12 protein-coding genes are annotated in these 16,499 nt (G+C 58.9%); 5 read left to right on the forward strand and 7 right to left on the reverse strand.

What is annotated here, in order from left to right; genetic code table 11:
- Positions 1-23: 23 nt before the first annotated feature.
- Positions 24-3,083, reverse strand: a complete 3,060-nt coding sequence (locus ACWGS9_RS20905) for an ATP-binding protein (RefSeq protein WP_454507022.1) — start codon at positions 3,081-3,083, stop codon at positions 24-26.
- Between the two features lie 532 nt (positions 3,084-3,615).
- On the opposite strand from ACWGS9_RS20905, the gene ACWGS9_RS20910 reads away from it, so the two are divergent.
- The 3 genes from ACWGS9_RS20910 (at position 3,616) to ACWGS9_RS20920 (ending at position 7,292) form a co-directional block, all read left to right on the forward strand.
- Entirely contained in the window at positions 3,616-3,831 is a 216-nt protein-coding gene (locus ACWGS9_RS20910; protein WP_454507023.1) for a helix-turn-helix transcriptional regulator, read from the forward strand.
- Positions 3,832-4,551: 720 nt separating this feature from the next.
- Positions 4,552-6,048 (forward strand): lysozyme inhibitor LprI family protein, encoded by a 1,497-nt coding sequence (locus ACWGS9_RS20915; RefSeq protein WP_454507024.1) that lies wholly within the window; start codon positions 4,552-4,554, stop codon positions 6,046-6,048.
- A gap of 941 nt (positions 6,049-6,989) precedes the next feature.
- Complete coding sequence (locus tag ACWGS9_RS20920) at positions 6,990-7,292, forward strand: hypothetical protein (RefSeq protein ID WP_454507025.1); 303 nt, start codon at positions 6,990-6,992, stop codon at positions 7,290-7,292.
- A 503-nt stretch (positions 7,293-7,795) separates the two neighbouring features.
- Here ACWGS9_RS20920 and ACWGS9_RS20925 read toward each other — a convergent pair.
- The 5 genes from ACWGS9_RS20925 to ACWGS9_RS20945 all read right to left on the reverse strand — a co-directional run bounded on the left by ACWGS9_RS20925 (position 7,796) and on the right by ACWGS9_RS20945 (position 13,281).
- Positions 7,796-8,845 (reverse strand): DUF4034 domain-containing protein, encoded by a 1,050-nt coding sequence (locus ACWGS9_RS20925; RefSeq protein ID WP_454507026.1) that lies wholly within the window; start codon positions 8,843-8,845, stop codon positions 7,796-7,798.
- Positions 8,846-9,654: 809 nt separating this feature from the next.
- Positions 9,655-10,110 (reverse strand): Ros/MucR family transcriptional regulator, encoded by a 456-nt coding sequence (locus ACWGS9_RS20930; RefSeq protein ID WP_454507027.1) that lies wholly within the window; start codon positions 10,108-10,110, stop codon positions 9,655-9,657.
- A gap of 216 nt (positions 10,111-10,326) precedes the next feature.
- Positions 10,327-11,802, reverse strand: coding sequence for a tetratricopeptide repeat protein (locus ACWGS9_RS20935; protein ID WP_454507028.1), 1,476 nt, complete (start codon positions 11,800-11,802; stop codon positions 10,327-10,329).
- Between the two features lie 195 nt (positions 11,803-11,997).
- The gene (locus ACWGS9_RS20940; RefSeq protein WP_454507029.1) at positions 11,998-12,954 is read right to left on the reverse strand and encodes an SEL1-like repeat protein; all 957 of its coding nucleotides are present in this window, start codon (positions 12,952-12,954) and stop codon (positions 11,998-12,000) included.
- A gap of 33 nt (positions 12,955-12,987) precedes the next feature.
- Positions 12,988-13,281, reverse strand: a complete 294-nt coding sequence (locus tag ACWGS9_RS20945; RefSeq protein ID WP_454507030.1) for a hypothetical protein — start codon at positions 13,279-13,281, stop codon at positions 12,988-12,990.
- A gap of 194 nt (positions 13,282-13,475) precedes the next feature.
- On the opposite strand from ACWGS9_RS20945, the gene ACWGS9_RS20950 reads away from it, so the two are divergent.
- Both ACWGS9_RS20950 and ACWGS9_RS20955 read left to right on the forward strand, forming a co-directional pair.
- Positions 13,476-13,757: a DUF2213 domain-containing protein gene (locus ACWGS9_RS20950; RefSeq protein ID WP_454507031.1), complete on the forward strand. Its 282-nt coding sequence runs from the start codon at positions 13,476-13,478 to the stop codon at positions 13,755-13,757.
- A 27-nt stretch (positions 13,758-13,784) separates the two neighbouring features.
- Positions 13,785-15,632 carry a S1 family peptidase gene (locus tag ACWGS9_RS20955; protein ID WP_454507032.1) on the forward strand — a complete coding sequence of 616 codons (1,848 nt, stop codon included), beginning with the start codon at positions 13,785-13,787 and terminating at the stop codon, positions 15,630-15,632.
- Positions 15,633-15,881: 249 nt separating this feature from the next.
- Here ACWGS9_RS20955 and ACWGS9_RS20960 read toward each other — a convergent pair whose 3' ends face one another.
- Positions 15,882-16,415 carry a hypothetical protein gene (locus ACWGS9_RS20960; protein ID WP_454507033.1) on the reverse strand — a complete coding sequence of 178 codons (534 nt, stop codon included), beginning with the start codon at positions 16,413-16,415 and terminating at the stop codon, positions 15,882-15,884.
- Positions 16,416-16,499 lie beyond the last annotated feature (84 nt).

The following is a 16,499-nucleotide window of genomic DNA, read 5'->3' on the forward strand; positions in this document are numbered from 1 at the left end:
GCAGTCATAGCTCTTGGAATACTTCACGGACGACCCCGTAACTTGGCGCTCGCGGTCACGCGTTTTGGTCGATGCGAGAGGAGTTGGCTCCATCCCCGATAGCCGAGCTCCACCAGCTCGCGGTGCATAGCGGCGGGTCCGCCGCGTGCCGCTGCCATCTCCTCTCTTACTGCACCCGCGAGCGCGCTGATATAAGAGCTTGCGCTTCGCGCCGCGAAGGGCTCGAGGCGTAGCAGAACTTCTTCGACTTCGTCCCAGCGCTCGAGCATAACGAGGGCGGCGGCTTCGGCGCGGTTGAAATACCACAGAGGGGCTCCATTCCGCTGGTGGACCATCCGGCGCAGCTCCATCACCTTGTCAGATCGCCCCAACGCACTGCTGGCCAAGAGAAGCACGCTCTCGCGTTCGAGAACCTCCGCCTGGAGCGGCACTTCGGCGCGCGCGAGGAGCGCGTGCGCCTCCTCGTGCTCGCCTCTGATCTCGGCCGCCACGGCGGCGAAGGCAAACGCGGTCGTCACCGCGTAGCAGAAGGCAGTCTCTTTGTGCTCGGATACCAGCTTTTCGGTATCTGCCGCGAGCTGACGCAGGCCGCGCCAATCGCCCCGCGAAAGCAGCACATGGCTCTGCTCCCGATACGCGTGGGTCCGAAGGTGAGGGCCGCGCGATGCACTGGCCGCGAGGTAGCGAGCGGCGAGGTCCTGCGCCTCGTCGAGGCGCCCCATGTTCAACGCGACGATCGCGCGAAATTCCAGCTGCCGGTCGGTCGTTACGCCTGAAGGACCAAGTGAATCGAGTCGTTCATAGCTGCGCTGCGCTGCCGCGAAATCACCGAGCCTGTTCTGAAGAATGGCCGCATGCTCGAGGAAGGATCCGAGGGCGACCGGGTCGACAACGGTTTCGGAGATTCGCAAGGCCTCGGATATCAGCGCCGCATCGTTCGACGCATAGGCGCGAAGGGCCAAGAGCCGTGCAACCGATGCCGCATCGCCGGCGCCGCGCGCGACGCGCACACCCTCCTGAAGAAGCGCTTCGACAAGCGCCGCATCGGGCAACTGCCGAAACATGCCCGAGGTGTAGCCGGGCAACTCAAGGAGGCTCGGGTAGAGATCGGCTGGCGGCTCGAGCCCGGCCTCACGGCAGCATGCGCGCGCCCGGAGATAGTGCGCCCAAGCCTCGTCGGCATCACCCTGGGCAGCGCGCGCGCCGGCGAGTGTTTGCTCCACCTGTCCCATCTCTTTGGGATCGCTCGCGAAGAAGGCTGCGCGGCGACTGGCCTCGAAGGCGCGCTCATAGGCGAAGCGAGCCGCATAGCGGCGAGACGCCGCCAGATGCGCATCGAGCGCTGCCCGGCGCATGCTAGCGAGCACTTCATTCTTCTCCCAGACCCACGCGGCATCCTCCCCTGCTGCTGCCTCCCAGAGGTGATGGGCGAGCGTTTCGACGTCGGCGGCGGGCACGCCGTGTCGCGCGTAGCGGCCGTGGAGCTGGAGCCTTTCGACGGTTGCGAGACGGTCATACGCGACGTCGCGGAGAAGCGCATGGTGGAAACGGAACCCGCCTGCAGTCGGCTGAAGGTAAGCGAGTTCAGCCAACCGGCCGAGCGTGTGCGCGACCTCGGCACGGTCGCGCGACGAAAGCAGCGTCGCGTCATCAACTGTAAACACCTCGCCTACGACGGCGACACATTGCAGGAGCTCCCGATGGCTGGGAGGGAGTTCGTCAAGGCGCGCTCCGATGATCCCCTTCAATGTGATTGGCACTTCGGCCGTGACGCCAATCTCCCTGGCACGTGCAAGCTCGATGATGAATAGAGGGTTGCCTTCGGCACGCTCGATCCCCGCCAGGCCGGCAACGCCGGCATGGCGGGCGAGAGCAAGGGCGGCCACGCCGTCGAGTGCGTCCAAGTCAAGGATCAGAACATTGTCGCCCGTGCCGGAATCCGCTCGAACCGAAAACTCCGGGCGCGCGGTCACGACGATCAGGAGCGGCAGTGCCGCAACGAGCGTCATCCGCCGAAGAAGCCGCAGAGTCTCGGGCTCGGCCCAGTGGGCGTCGTCCGCCCACAGGATGAGCGGCCCGTCCCGGGTCAGCGCCGCGAGGTAGCGCCACCACCCATTCTCGACCTCGTCCAGCCGTTGGCCCGCGGGAAGCGCCATCAACTCCTGGCTGACTGAAAGGCCGGCGCTGTGCGCGAGAGCAGCGAGGACGCGGCTCCTTTCCAGTGCGTCGGGGAACAAGGCGACGAGATCGTCGGCGAGGTTTTCGGCTGACCCGTCCGAGCCGCCCGATGCCAGCAGCTCATGCAACGGATTGCGCGCGCTCCGCTCCGCGGTGGGGCGGCAGCGCGCCTTGAGGATTCTCGCCTCACGGCCGATCGTCGCTATGAATTCGTTCACGAGCCGCGTTTTGCCTTGGCCCGGCGGTCCAAGGACAATCGCGAGAATGCCTCGACCGGTTCGGGCGTGCCTGTATGCGGCCTCAAGCCAGGCCATCTGGGAAGCGCGGCCGATCAGCGGGGACGGGGAGCGGCTGGAACGATCGCCGAGCGCTATAAGGCGCCATACTGCTTGTGGTCCCAGCCCCTTGAGCTCAAGGTCTCCGAGCGCAACGAAGGTAGCGAACTCGGCTGTGATCCAGTGACAGGTCGGGCCGGCGAGGATGTGGCCGGGCTCGGCAAGCTGCTGCAGACGCGCTGCGAGGATCACGCAGGTCCCTATGCTCGTCTTCTCGGCCTCGCTCTCCGCCGCTGCGAGATCCATGATCACCTCGCCGGTCTCGATGCCGATCCGCACCGCGATTGGCATGGACTCCTCGCCCCGCGTTTCCGCCCAGCGCATGCAGGCTTGCGCCGCTCGTAAGGCTCGATGCGGATCGTCCGGATGAGCTACGGGCGTTCCGAACAGGGCGAAGATGGCGTCGCCGATCACATTCGCTATGGTGCCGCTTTCAGCTTCGATGATCGCCTTGAGCTCCAGGAAAGCCTGATCGAGCGCGCGCTTGAAGCGCTCCGGGCCAAGTCGCACCGTGAGTGCGGTCGAGCCCACGATGTCGAGGAAGAATGCGGTAACGACCCGACGTTCCATCGGTCGCTCCTCAGCCGTGCGGGCTTAAGCGCGGGTCTCGAAGCCGAACCTCTCGCACCAGTCAAAAAACAGTGCCCGCCCACGAATGAGGTTATCACGACCAGCCTCTCGCGACCATCTCGACCACAAAGGAACCCCGCCACACTTTGGGGCGCGGATAAGATGGCGCAGGAACCATAGGCTGCAGCGTGCCGAGAGCGAGCTCAACGTAGCGGCGACGTTCTCTCGCCAGTTCTTCCGAGACATTTGCCAAAAACTGGCTAGCTGTTTAGTCCGATCGCATTTCCGAGACGAATTCGCACGTGTTCTGAAGCATTGAATATCTGTCGCCGACCGAGCTGGGCTGCGCGGTGCGTGGACACGCAAGCCCGCTCGGGTGGTAGAGAGCGCACTCATTCACGTCGACGCGTGGCGGGAGGACTCCGAGCGGCTACGCCCGGGCTCCGAGCCCTCTTGCGCGCCTGCGAATGCCTGTCCTGACTGGATCAGGAGCAGGAGCAGTCAGAAACAGCCAGCAGGAGGCGGCGCGGCCATGCGCGAACCAGATCGTATCATCCGCCTGAAAACCGTTCTTTCCCGGACCGGGCTGTCCCGGTCCACCATCTACCGCAAGATTGCCGATGGCACGTTCCCACGCCAGATCAAGATCAGCGTCCACGGCGCGGGTTGGCATGAATCCGACATCAGCCGCTGGATCGCCGACCCGGTATCATGGCGTCCGAAAGGCGAGTTCGATGTGTGCTGGTGAAGCGGGCGGCTGTATGTCCTTTTGCTGCTGGCGGCATGGAACCGGACCGACGTCAGGCCCTCAAGGCCTGCGCCGCTGCGCAGTGGCGCTTGCCGCGCCAGCCTTGACCGCCTACCCGGTCGGGGCTCTCCGAGCAAACAAGGACGGATTGGGGCGCGGTCGCGCTCCCAATGCGGAGCAAAAAGCTGGTCTCTGGGGCAGGCATTCCAAATGCCAAAAGGGGGCATGAATTTCAGGTCATCGCGCTACAGCGGACAATGACTTGCGTCGCCACGTTCAAGGCCAGGGATAGGAAAGCTACGCCGCGGTGCGAAACAATCCGCTGCTGCGCTCTGAGGCAACATGTTCAATGACCTGTCGGTAGCTTGAGGAGAGATACAAGTTAAGATGAAATCCTGTCCCCGCAACCACTTTCATCATGAATCAATAACCGTCCCGATCTGAACAATCGGGGCGGTTTATTGGCGTTTTGCGTTCCGGGCACACCGCACCAATGGACGCCAGAGGCCAGCGCGACAGGCATAATATAAGAGCCTGGAACCAGCATCCTGATTTCTGTCCTTGAACTCATTTTGCAGACTGGCACACTCAGGTCGTTGGGGGCAGTCTACCCATCCGAACGTTTTCGGAAGCAACACGTGACCCTGCGACACAGACCGTACGCTGTGGCATCCACTACGCCTTGGGATAACGCGCGATCAGGATCGGGAGCAGCTAAAAATGGGTTTCAAAGACGAAGTCTGGAAGTGCTGCTTAGACAATTGTTTGCCGTTTGGAGAACGCACGGCTCGCCTGTTGCTTACGCTGTTCAGGATTGCTGATGCCGTTGTCGACGAGGCTCGCCGACTTGACCGCTCCGTAGACAATGGTTCTTGCGACGATTGCGGAGTTGCACCTGGTATTACCATTCCCGGCCGAGAATGGTCGGCGGCCGTGCTACATCGATCGGCCAGCATGGTTGTATTTAGTGGAGGTGGCTCCAGCCGCAATGCGGCTAGATCCCAAAGTTTCCTGCTCGCGGCTGTCTGGCTACCTTGCGCACTTCTGGTTTTTGCGTGGTTGTCATTCTTCACCGGTTCTGCCTTCGCGGCCGCCGCTCCATCTTTCGATTGCGCGAAGGCCTCGATCGAGGCCGAAAAGACGATTTGTGCGAGCGAGGAACTGAGTCAGATGGATCGCCAGATCGCTGAACTCGTTGCGCAGATGGGTGAACTCGTCGCGCCAGAAAAGCGACCATTCATGCAACAGGTTGAACAAGAAGAGAAGAAGATGTGGTCTCTTGGTTGTGCTCATGCAGACGACAAGCCCTCTTGCTTTCGTAAATCGATGCAGGAGCACATCGTGCAATTGCAGGCTGATCTGCGCGACGACGACATCTTGACGATGGCGGCAAGCACCATGGTTCCGGTAACGCCGGCGAAGTCGGCCGATGTCTTTCGGCGCTATCCCGGCAGCGCGTTGGCCAATTCCTGGCTCGTCTATCTCGCCACGTATATCCCGGAAGCTGGTGTCTCGCCCCAGGAGGGCGACGCGGCGAAGGCGCGAGCCATTGCCTTTTTTCAGGAACAAACCCCAGGCATCCTGAGCATGCTTGACCTTCCGAAAAGAAGGGCCGCGGATGTTCCGTTTTTCCTGCTCCGCATTGCGCTCGACCAGACACATGCCGACCCGATTTTTTCCTGCCCCCACGGATTCATGTTCGAACGCGATGAAGGGAGAGCGCTGATCGCGTTCGGCGGCCTTTATGGCTCCAGCATGGACGGTCATGACCCACTTTGTGAGGACGGTCCGACGTTTATGGAACTGCCAGCCTGGAAATCTCTCAACTTCATGCTCGTGGCGGCTTTACCGGACGAGACGGAAGCTGGCAGCATTCGCTTCGCGATCTCCGCCGATTGGGCTGCTGACGACGTTCGAGCCGTCAATTTTCCTCGCCAATTCGATACGCCCAAGCACAAGAGAGACAAGCAGCGGGCCATAGGGCTCATCCGCAAACAGGTTCCGCGCGTCTGGGACAGGTCCGACGTGAAGAATCTATTGGCGGCGGTCGAGCAAGGGCAGAGCGCCGCGAAAAAATGGTTGATGCAAAATCGCGGTATCTCGGCCCTCGAAGCCTCCCGCTGCGCCGAAGGCATCATGGGCAGCTATCTGGCAGCTCGGGTGGAATATATCGCGGCGGGCGGTCAGGTTGAGCCCAGGATAGACACCCCGGAATAGACTCGGCGCGAGCACGGAAAGGCGATCCGCCGCTGCCAGACGGAGTAAAAGCTCCGCCTTCACGCCATGTACCTGGAAAAGCTCGATGGGCGCATCGACAACACCTTTTTCGACCAATGTCAGCGCAGTTGCGGACAGCGGAGACGCGTCTCTTACGCGAGATTGCGCGCTATAGTTAGGCGGAAGAATCATCCAGAGAGGACGGCGTGCGGCTCCTGGAGCTCGATCGCAACGCCCGCCAGCCGTTCGTCCAGAGCCTTCACACGAGAAAAAGCGGCACTGCGTCTGGTGCTGTCGAACCTCAAATGGAACCGAGGCGAAGTCCACGCTGCCTTCAGGCAGCTTTTTTGATTTACTTGCAGAAATGACGGCCGCCGCAGTGATGGAGGAAGCGCTGGAACCAAGCTATCCACAGGGCATCCTGTTTGGCTGGGGTTCCTGGAAGCTTTTCGAACTTTCTGGGTCGCGCCTCAGCCCGAATTGCGGGTGCTTGTAAACGACATCGGGCTACAGGCGTCCGCTGTAGGCCAAGCCTAAAGCAATCGACTTAGGCCAAATGCCCTCAAGACTTCACTGCGGCGGTATCTAGATGGGCGCGCTTCGCCAGCCGTCGGGGGCGAGTCGTAGGAGGGATATCGTCAACACAGTGCAGTTACGAAATTCGTTTGTTAAAAAAGGGCCGTCCGAGGCAACTTAAGCAGGCTTAAATCCAGTCCCCGCAACCAATTTCATCATAAATCAATAACCGTCCCGGTCTAACCGGGGCGGTTTTTTGCTTTTCAATATCGGAGACCTGCCGGTTTCCCCTACATCGACATCAAGCAAAGCGTTGCACATAAAATCGCTCAACTTTAAATAAGGCGTTTGAGAAATTTGCAACCGCGTCACTGTACTATCGTGGCATGCTGAGATTTGCGCAGAGCTATCCGTTTCGCAGGGGGTTGGCCGGCATTCTGTACGGCCTGATCTTCGCCGGTCTCTCCATCGTTCCTTTCGGCTTGTCGACCGCGCATTGGATTGCGCGCACCTACGGGATCCTCAGCTTGCTGATTTTCCTAGTCGCGTACACTTGCGGCATGACACTTCTTTTTTGGCTTGTGAACAGGGTCAATGAAGCCGCCCCAACGTTTACCCTTCCATCTGGTGGCGCGTTCAGCGTCGGGCTGCCAATTGAGGAAGCCGTCACGAACACCGAACCGACGGTAGAAAAAATCCTAACTACGGCACAGTCTCAGAAGAAGTGATCGTCAGCTCCGCTGCAAGTCGATCTTGTAGCGGGCCGTTACTAAAACGCTGGAAACAGGATTCCGATAACGGGCGGTCGGAAGACAGGGCAGAGATCGGATTGCCAGCTTGACGAGTGGACCCCGGCAACGCTGGCGCTGCATGCCCTCCAAAGCCCGGCCAATGTGGTCGAAATCGACAGAAACCCGGAGCGGCGCCCGGCGCTGCACCGTTCCGCTCCGGCCTATGGATCGCTTGGAGGAGCCGGGCACCGATTGAGCCCAAGGGCAAGCTTTCCGCCCTTGTTGGCGGGGCCCGTTTCCCAAACGCTCAGGACACGGAAATTCTCGGTAACTTTAGGCGGCCGCCGTAATGCGACCGTTACCCATGATAGTGGGTCTGAAAATGGTAGCGGGGAACCACGACACCATTTTCCAGTCTTTTGGGCGCTGCAGCGGGGAGCTTTGACCTGTTTGCCCCTGCACATTTCACCGCCAGTGGTCCCGACATCCCCAACGCAGGTTCAGGACCGGGCCCAAGCAACATCCTGATCGAACCAGTGCTTCTCCTGCCAGATAAACGGAATCCACTCGCCAACATGCTGGGCCGCTTCCTTGGCCGTTGCGCGGTCACCGGCCGCGCAAGCCAGATAGAGGTACATGTTCCAATCGTCGTTAGAGAAGCCATACAGCCTCTCGCGCAGCTCAAACCCTGATTTCACATCCGGCCAATTCAATTCGGTTTTCTTGAAGAGTTCGGCGAACGCATAGACGTTGAATTGTTGGACCGCGACGAGCGAATAGGTCATCCGGCCCAGGTCACCGCCTGGTTCTTGCAGCAGCGAGTCCGCGTATTCCTTCAATTCTCCGGGGGCGCCGTACCATTTGGGTTGCAGGACGTTGGCTCGTAAAACGTAAATCGGGAGGTATCCCGGATACTTCGCAACCGCCTCGCGATAGAGAGCATCGAGCTGAGGCCGTCGCGCGCCGAGGTCGCGTGCCAGACTCAGCAAAGTTTCGTAGACCTCAGGGTCGGTTCGCGGCACGTTGTAGAGCACACCCGCCTCTTTGATCAGGCGTTCGGCGAAGCCTTGGAATTGCGCACGCGACGTATGATCTACCTCGTCGTGCCCACGGGCCTGCCAAGCATAGTTTCGCCAAAGCAAGGCTAAGCTGACCCGCGGCGCGTTCGAATACGGCTTTGCCTTCCGCCAGGCCTCGAGCAGCGCTCGTCGTTGTTCAAAAGCCGCATCCGGCACCACGTCGAACGTGTAGTCCCGCCAATGATAGCCCTCTACGGGCTGCAGTGCGAGTGCACGGTAGAACACGTAAAGTCGCGGAATACCCCCGGTGAAGTTGCCATCCCCGGTGCGAATTTGTTGGTACGATGACTCGAGAGCTTCGAAGTTTCGAGCGGCAAGCTGCAACTGAACCTGGTCACCAAGCTGCTGGATCCCGTTTTCCAACGACGGCGATGCGGGAGGTTCTGCACTGGGTGACGGGGCGACTGCGGCGTGTGAGCCTTTGATCGCAAACCAGGCGCTTCCGATGGCAACGAGACCGACGATAGCCATCGCGATTAACGACTGGTGCTTTCCTAGCCCGCCTCGCTTCTTAAGCGCGGTTTGCGTTGATAGTGCCGGCGGTCGCACCACATCGCCGCTACTCGGGCGGATTCCAAGTGCGCCAAGCTGTCTGACTACCATCCGCATGAGTCCTTGTTCGCGGATATCTCTCCTATATTTGCATCAAAGATTCCTTCATTGCAGCCTGCGCTTTTTAACGATGCAGGTTTCGAAGCGTGCTCCAGTTGGGCAGGGCGGTTTAATCCGCCTTTGAAAGGTAAGTGCTTGCTTTTGGTTGTAGATAACTTTCTCCCTGGCAAACATCGACTTGAGGTGACTTGACGGGTCCGTATCGCGCCGCGGGTGATCTCGACGGACGAAGGCTCAGCCCCCATCAAGTGGCAGCGGCCATCCGACCGCTAGCGACCGCAACGCATTCGCAGCAAATGACGGACACCTTTTCCTGCATGAACCGCCTATTGGAGAGCCGGCCACCGATTGAGCCAAGGGCAAGCTTGCCGTTCTTATATTGGCGGGCCCCGTTTCCCAAACGCTCAGGACACGGAAATTCTCACCAACTTTAGGCGGTCGCCGTAATGCGACCGTTACCATGATAGTGGGGCTGAAAATGGTAGCGGGAGACCGCTACATTGCGAGACCCACTATCGAAGAAGCACTCTTCTCCTATCGGCGACGATCTGCATAGCTCGTAACGTCGCCGAGATCGCTCGAAATTATGTGGCATCGCCCACGGTCTCGATAGGCCAACCGCCCCTCACGGCGCGCCCGAGGTTTGAAATACCGACAGCCAGCCTTCACTAAGCCCTAGGCTTTCGTTTGGCAGTCACCTTTCGGGTCTGGGTAGGTTGCGGTTTGCGTCCGAGCCCCGCCGCCTTCGCAAGCGTAGATCTTTGGGCCGCATAGTTCGGCGCAACCATTGGGTAGTCTAGCTTCAATCCCCACTTTTCGCGGTATTCGTTTGGCGTGAGCCCGTATTGAACCGTGAGATGACGTTTCAGCGATTTGAATTTCTTCCCGTCTTCCAAGCAGATGATGTAGTCCGGCGTTACCGACCTTTTCGGATTGATGGCGGGTTCTTGTTTAGGCGGCTCGGCCATGCTCGGCTGACCTAGGCCTGTCAGCGATGAGTGGATCGATGCGATGAGGTCCGGCAAGCCAGCGACGGGCAGGGGATTTTGGCCGACATAGGCGGAGACAATGTCGGCCGTCAGCCCGACCAGATCGGCCGTCGTCGTTTCATTTTGATCGTTCAAGTATACGCTCCTGATATGGGCGTCCAAGCCCGCTTTTGCCCACCTGTCGTATATCTTAATTTCAGGCGATGCCGAGATAAATACCAATGCCGGCCGTCAGAATAGGGCGTTGAGGCGCGGCCAATCCCTGAGGGCATCCTGTTCCTCCAGTCGACCGGTGTGAACTTGTGAAGGAGGTTGGGATATCAAGAGCCCACGGGCCAATCGTGATGACCGTTACGGTGACGCACCCAACTCTCGTAGCGCGGCCCTGGCCGCGAGGTATTCGTCGAAGCTCCGGGGACAATTGCTGGCGGCGATCCGGTATAGGCGTAAGGCCTCATCGGCGTGCTGCTGCAGCCGGTCGAGTTCGGCGGTATAGAAATTGGCCTCGCAAACCTGTCCGGTTTTGGTGGTTGCGTCCTGACTTTCGGCTGCCCTCAATATGTCGGCGGGCGTGTCTAGGCCAAGCAACATACGCACCACCGGCGCCGGCCACTTCGTCATATCGAGCCTACCAGTGGCATCCTGTAAATGGCCAGCCACGCCGCCGCGCCGCTCTGCCAAATCCAGCCAAATTGCGAAATATGCATTGTCAGGCTTCAGCGCGGTTGCCTGTTCGAAATCAATCTGTCCCTTGGCCAGCGTGCCGGAATAGAAATGTTCAACGCCACGGTCAAAATAGGCGAACGCATTTTTGGGATCGAGAGAAACCGCCTGGCTGAAATCATCAAGGGCCCGGGCATGATCCCCCTTGTCGCTCCATACCTCCCCGCGGTGTCGGTAGTATTCGCCGTTTGATGGCATGAGCACGATGGCCTGGTTGAAATCGGCCATGGCGCGATCGTTATCGCCTTTGTAAGCCCAGGCCAGCCCACGGTTATCGTACGAAATTGCATATTTTGGATTCAGAGTGATCGCCTGATTGTAGTCAGCGATTGCGCCGTCTCGGTCACCCGTCTTGCCTCGGACAACCCCACGTCCGTAGTAAGCGGTGGCATTCTTGGGATCTTTGCTGATCGCCATGTCAAAGTCGGCGATGGCGTTCTGGTTGTCGCCCTTATCCATCCACACACCGCCGCGCTCAACTAAGGCGTAGACGTGTCCGGGGTCGAAGCTAATCGCCTGGCTGTAGTCGGCAATAGCGCGGTCATAGTCGCGCTTGCGTTCGTAGGCGAGGCCTCGGTTGTAATAAGAAATCGCATGTTTCGGATCCAGGCTCAGGGCCTGGTCATAGTCCGCGATAGCTTGGTCAAGGTCGTCCTTGGCCGCCCAGGCAAGAGCCCGGTTGTTGTAGGCGTCGACCATCTTGGGATCGAACCTGATCACCTGGTTGTAATCGGCCAACGCGCCGTCGTTGTCGCCCTGCAGCAACCTGGCTTTGCCTCTATTGTAGAACGCGCCGCCATTTTTTGGGTCGAGATTGATTGCCTGGTCGTAATCGGCGAACGCGCCGGCAAAGTCGGCTTTTTCCGCCCTGGCATTGCCGCGCAACATGTAAGCGATGCTGCGCTTGCCGGGGCGTTCAAGAACGTTGCCGATGACCTGCGTGCAGGCGGCAATCTGACTGTCGGAGCCACGGGGTTGCGCGGCACAGTTTCTAAAGTTGGAGTCGATGGGGTAAAAGCTCAACGCTACGCCAACGGCAACCCCCACCAGCCCAAAAAGCCAGCGCCATTTCCGGGCCAGCGCAATCAGTTCGTCACGTGTCATCAGCCCCGCCGATCGAATTTATTCCCGGACCCACCGCCATTCGAATGACGACCACTCACACTCATTCGCTTCGTCTGCTCACCTATGGTCGCGGAGTCGCGTCCGGGCTCGCCAGAACCTCAGTAACTGACTCAGTCGAGAAGCGGGCGGGCCGAAAACCACTAGTCTCCGCCGTTCGCGTTATCTGGTTACGGACTAGGCCTTTTGTGCCGGCGGCTCCAACTTGATAAGATTGGCCTTAGCAGTGGGATCTCCTTGATCCGCAGCCTTGCGAATCAAAATTAGAGCTTGGGCGGTATCCTGCTTCACACCATGGCCATCGAGATATGCTACTCCAAGGCTATTCTCGGCTTTAGCGTACCCTTGGTCGGCAGACTTTCGCAGCCAGGCAACGGCCTGCACATAGTCTAAGGGGACCCCCAGCCCCTTGTAGTACGAAACCCCAAGGTCGTACTGAGCACCTGCATTGCCCTGTTCCGCAGCTTTCTGGAACCAGGAGACGGCCTGGGCGTAGTCAAGCGTTACGCCGAGACCCTCCGCATAGGCTACGCCAAGATCATGCTGCGCCAGTGCGTTTCCCTGCTCCGCCCCTTTGCGATACCATGCGACTGCGTCGGTATAATCCTGGGCGACACCTAGACCTTTGGCGTAAGCCAAGCCCAGAAAGTATTGGGCAACGGCCGTTCCTTGATCGGCGGCCTTACGGAGCCACGCGGCAGATTGCATATAGTCCCGCGGTACGCCTGTTCCATCTCTGTACAGCAACCCGAGATTGGTTTGAGCGACCGCCAATCCCTGATCGGCAGCTTTGCGATACCAAATTGCAGCTTCGGCATAGTCCTGCTTGACCCCTAACCCACGGTCGTAAATATAGCCGAGATTGTGCTCTGCCTGGGCATCACCCTGGTCCGCTGCCCTGCGGTACCAAGCGGCAGCTTGAACGTAATCCTGTGTGACACCGTGCCCTTCGGCGTAAGCGGTGCCAAGATTGTCCTCCGCCTCGGCATCACCAGTCTTAGCCCTGAGGTTCCACAACTCAAAAGCCCTTGCGTAATCTCCTCTTTTATAGGCCTGTTCAGCTTGCCCCCCATGGGCTATGCCGGCCAACAGCACCCCGGCGATGAAACAAAGCAACTGCGATAACCTCTGCATGGCGGCTCGTGCGCGCCTTTCCAACTGATTGAATTATCGCTTTGGGTTCGCAGTGAGGTGGAGAGCGACCTCGATGGCGAGCCGCCAGGCCAACAATTGGAGCAACATCGTTGCCGCGGTCGACAGCTCTGCGACGGCGGCGCCGAAACCAGCTGATCTGTGACCCTTCAACAAGGGATCTGTAGAGGCATAGACATATAATATCAATGCAACGACATCAGAAATAAATTTCAGTCCAAACAATATTAGGGCTGCTTTCCAAGCAAAACTTGCAAGCTTCTTGACATCAATCTCTCGCAGGTTCCAAGCATTCGAGATCTTCTGCATAGGTCCCCTCTGCGGTCTTCGCTGTCAGATTCCCGACCGCGTACCCGGCCTCGCCTGACGAAGCTACCGAGAAATACATATTCGGCTAATACTGTTCAGGCCAAGTCACATCTGCGTCAATGCTCACCCTGAAACGCTTCTGATACACTGTTCGGTCGGCCAGGCCTCTCGCCTTTCGTTAGGCCTGTCGCCGGATGGTCAACCAAGACGGTCATCTGCGGTTCGAGCTGACGCCAATATCCAAGGCCAGCGTTCGCCTTCACTATGGCCGCGAGGTCCCGGATTATGGAGCGCTCGGCCTCGATCCGAACCGGGTCTGTCGCATCTATCGCGACGCGGATAATCTGGCGAAAGCCGCCCCGAACTTCCTCGGCAAGCCAAGCCATGCTCAAGCGGCGTCTTTGCCTGCAATGCGGGAAGCTCCTCATTCCAAGTTGAGTTTTTGTGAGATCGAAGATCTAATATCTGGCCGTTGAAGAGCAGGTGTTGAGGGACTGCGTAGAATGAACATCCGCCTATGTTGTCTCCCCGTTGTGGTCGCGCTCTGGATGGTGACAATTTCGATTGCCACTGCCCAGGATTTCAAGGCGCCGAAGGGCGAGCATTGGGTGGCGGTAGCGAGCGCCCAAGACATTAACAACGCAATCGGCATAGCGCGATACTTCGGTCGCGACGCGCGGGCGGTGCAAACCAGGAATGGATGGTTCGCAGTTGTTCTTGAACCGCGAAAGGGCACGATGCAGGAGATCAGAAAGAACCAGACGTGGCCGCAACTCCCCGGTGATGCATTCCTTGCAGATGGAAAATTCATCACCGAAATAGTTTGGGCGCCGAGAGATGTGGTTCTCGCTCAATCCGCGTTGACAAGTGAACGACCGGCCGTCGTGACCTCGGGCCGTTTGACAGTGCTAGCCGAGCGCAGGATGAAGAACGATGGATGGACAGCTCATCTGACCGGCCAAGTCGACGGCAGGCCGGCCTTTGACCTCAGCTATACGTTCGAGACGGCCGCGGACTATCCCTCCACACTCCAACTCGTCCATTTGAACAACGACAATGAATTCCCCGATGTGGTGTTCGACGCAAACACCGGGGGAGCTCACTGCTGCGTACAAACGATGGCCATCACGCCGGATTCGGCTGGCCGCTGGGTGATCGTTGATTTGGAGACGCTCGACGGCGGAGGCCCTGGTTTTGAAGATGTCGATGGCGATGGGGTCGCTGAAATCGTTCACGGCGACAATGGGTTCCTGTACCTCTTCGCACCGTACGTGGAATCGTTTCAGCCAATACTCATCAAGAAGCTGGTTGGCGGTAGTCTTCGAGACGTTTCGCTGGAAACCAGTTCGCGGCCGCGATTGGTTCAAGACACCAGGGGTCTGGAGTTTATGGCGAAGCTGGATTCGTCGCTTTGGAACAAGAACGGCTTTCTGGCTGCCTGGGTAGCCGACAAGGTTAGGATAGACGAAGGAGCCGACGCATGGAACAAAATGCTTCAGGCATACCAGCGTGACACGGACTTCGGAGTGAGCAAGTGCGAGATCGATGAGCCGATCACCAAGTGTCCGATGGACAAACAGCGAATGCTTCCGTTTCCTGAAGGTCTATCGCAACATCTCCAGGAAGCCGCGTACACGCATGCCTATGTAGAAAACACCCCTGCGCCTGCTCCGGCTAGTGCCCCAAGCACGCCTAGTCCGCCACAGAGCGGCGAAACGGCGACGACCGGAACCTCGGGGACTGGTTTCTTTGTTTCAGGCGACCAGCTGCTGACCAACGCCCATGTAGTCAAAGGGTGTGACGACGTCGATACCTCCATCGGAGGGATACGATCTCCCGGAAAGGTCATGGCGAGGGACCCAATCAATGACCTGGCTGTGGTGAAGGTGAATAGCGCCGGCGCGGCAGTCGCACAATTGAGGGGAGGTGTCAGATTGGGTGAAGACATTGCCGTGTTCGGCTTCCCTCTCAGGGGCATTTTGGCAAGCTCTGGCAATTTTACCAGGGGCACCATTACGGCCTTGGCGGGATTGGGCGATGACTCCCGATATTTCCAAATCTCGGCTCCGGTTCAGCCGGGCAATAGCGGAGGGCCCCTTGTTGACCGAAACGGCAACGTTGTTGGCATAGTGGTATCGAAGATCGATGCGCTAAAGCTTGCTTCGATCACCGATGACATCGCCCAAAACGTGAATTTCGCCGTCAAGGCTTCAATTGTTGAGAGCTTTCTCCAGGCAAGTGGAGTCCAATTCTCCTCGGACCCCGCTCACCAAGAACTGGCTCCGGAGGATTTGGCTGCGAAGGCTCAATCCATTTCCGTTCCGATCGAATGCCGCCCTCGGAGGCAGTAATCGCGGCGAGTGATCTATCGCCGACGACCTGGCAACACCCGCCTCCACGACAAACCGTTCTCGCTGGAGAAGGGTTTGGAAGAACCGGTGCGGTTCTATCTGGCCGGGGCTGCGGGTCCCCGCAACCACTTTCATCATAAAGCTCTGGCCGTCCCGATCTGATCGAGACGGCCTTATTGTTGGACGGGTTGTCCAGCTTCGCTGTGAAGCCGGAAGCTACGCGCTAGAAACTGACGCGCTTTGCAGGTTTTATTCCTTCGAAGCCAGATAGTGCCGGTATTCGCTCATTGCCGTCGGTGCGATCGTGGCCAAATTTCCGAAATTTGGATTTGACTCTATTGGTACGTAAAGCCAACGCTGCCCCTGCTGCTCGAAGCGAAGCATTTTGCCGCCGTGCAACACAAACGAAATCGTCGTGTGGTTGCGGTCGAGGGTTTCAACATATTGTCCGCCGATGTAGCAACCGGTCTCGATGAAGGCGCTATCGGTGGCGATCATTCTTATACGCAGGCGCGACAATGGACCGGTTAAAGAGACCGTCGCGATTGTCGCGAGCGCCGCTATCCCACTGATGACCAAGATCGGTTTCACTGTCGGATCAGCTTTGATGGCCTTCAAATTCCATCTAAAGCCACCTGGGGCTGTTAGTCCGTTGATGCAGACGGCCGTAACCCAAATGGCGACAAAAATGACGATGAGGCCAAAGACCTTGAAGTAGGCGATGAACGCCAATTGCAGGCACGTTGGCGTCGAAAATGAACCGTCGAGCAGTAGGTCAGGCATGCTGACAATGATGGCCGGAGCCTATGCCGAACGCAAGCCGGCTCACCAGCCGGGAGCGCTGGCCGAGCAAAGGGCGCTGGAACG

The sequence above is a fragment of the Mesorhizobium sp. Arg314 genome (assembly GCF_053714275.1).